This is a genomic window from Microvirga sp. Mcv34 (assembly GCF_024519725.1).
Classification (GTDB): domain Bacteria; phylum Pseudomonadota; class Alphaproteobacteria; order Rhizobiales; family Beijerinckiaceae; genus Microvirga.
Genome location: NZ_JALJRK010000229.1, coordinates 1 through 1,573, shown reverse-complemented (window position 1 = coordinate 1,573; position 1,573 = coordinate 1). Strand labels below are relative to the sequence as shown.

General features: G+C 65.7%; 3 protein-coding genes. All 3 read right to left on the bottom strand.

All coding sequences use genetic code 11. The features are described from left to right. Nucleotides 1-882, bottom strand: an 882-nt coding sequence (gene tnpC / locus OC446_RS30300; protein WP_262032576.1) for an IS66 family transposase, incomplete at its 3' end; no start/stop codon positions are given. A gap of 50 nt (nt 883-932) precedes the next feature. After that, entirely contained in the window at nt 933-1,286 is a 354-nt protein-coding gene (gene tnpB / locus OC446_RS30295; RefSeq protein ID WP_262032575.1) for an IS66 family insertion sequence element accessory protein TnpB, read from the bottom strand. Further along, nucleotides 1,283-1,573 (bottom strand): transposase (locus OC446_RS30290; protein WP_262032574.1); only part of this gene is annotated, 291 nt, incomplete at its 5' end. The genes tnpB and OC446_RS30290, both read right to left, overlap by 4 nt.

Genomic DNA, 1,573 nt, shown 5'->3' with positions numbered 1-1,573 from the left:
CGCCCGGCTCGAGCGGCTGCCGGCATAGACATAGGCCACCGCCGGCGGCGCCGGCCCCTGCCAGGGCCGGTCATCCACCGCATGCGCCCACATCTGACCGCGCTTGGTGCGGTGCTGGCCTTTGACCAGCACTGGAAGGGGTGTTTCGTCACAAAAGATGCGAGGATGCCGATGGATCGCCTGCAACTGGCGCTCGTAGAGCGGGCGCAGCCACCAAGCCAGGCGCTTCATCCAGCCTGCCAGGGTCGAGCGATCGAGATGAAGGCCGTGGCAGCTCATCATCTGCACCTGACGGTGGAGCGGCAGGAACCAGGCGAACTTGGCCACCGCCACCGAGACGACGAGTTCGTTGGTGGCCATCCCGCCCTCGACCACACGCTCGGGCGCCCGGGCCTGAACCACCGCGCCTTCGCAGGCCCGGCAGGCATACTTTGGAAAGATGCGCCGCTTGACCCAATAGGAGGCTGGCACCACGCTCAGGGCTTCCCGGATGTCCTCTCCGATGCGATGCAGCGGGCCTGCGCAGCACGGGCAGATCGTGTGGGCGGGCTCGATCACTTCCTCGATGCGCGGCAGATGGGGCGGAAGGGCGCCGACGTTGCGTCGCGCGTCCTTGCCACGGCGCGGCAGCGTGCGGCAGGCCTCGGCATTGTCGTTTACGGCAGGAGGTTCTGGGCTCGGATCGGCATCGGCCCGATCACCGAGATCAAGAGTGATCTGATCCGGGGAAAGGACGGTTCGACGCTCCGACCGAGCGCCAAACATTGCATCCTTGAAGACGCGCAGCATCGCCTTGAGCCGTTCGACTTCGCCATCGAGATGCACGACCAGGCGGGCCAATTCGACAGGATCGTCGGGCAGCTGTTCGGGGCGAAGCGGCATGACCGAGATCTAGCAGGAAAGGCGCAAAAATGCCAGCAGAACCAACAGGATCACGCCACCCGCAGCGGGCGTTTGAACGGTTTTGCGCTCACCTTCGTCCAATCCAATCCGGCGACCAGAACCTCGAATTGCGCCGGTGTCAGCGGCATCGCGCCATCACGTATCGGCGGCCAGGTGAAGCGTCCCTCCTCGAGCCATTTGGAGGTCAGCACCATGCCCGAGCCGTCATAGACCAGAAAGCGGACACGATCCGCGCGCTTGGAGCGGAAGACGAAGATGTCGCCGCTGTAGGGATTGGCCTGGAGCACTTCGGCGATGAGCGCGGTCAGCCCGTTGATACCACGTCGGCCATCGACCGGTCGTGTGGCGATCAGGATGCGCAGACCCGGCCGGGGTCCGATCATGGCCGTCCTCGCAGGGCGGCAATGACCGCAGCGGCCAGTTGCGGATCGACGGGGCCCTCCAGCACCAGACGAGCCTCGCGAACGCTGACTTCGATGCGACCTGCATCGCGCGTGTCGTGTTCCTGCGCGGTGTCTTGGCTCTGAATGGTAATCGGCACGAACGCCGCCCGATCAGCCTCCGGCGGCGGGGCCTTCGTGCTCAGTCCAACCTGTCGGCGCCAGACGGTGAGCAGGCCGCGGTTGAGGCCATGTCGCCGGGCAATCTCCGAAATGTTGGCACCGGGTTG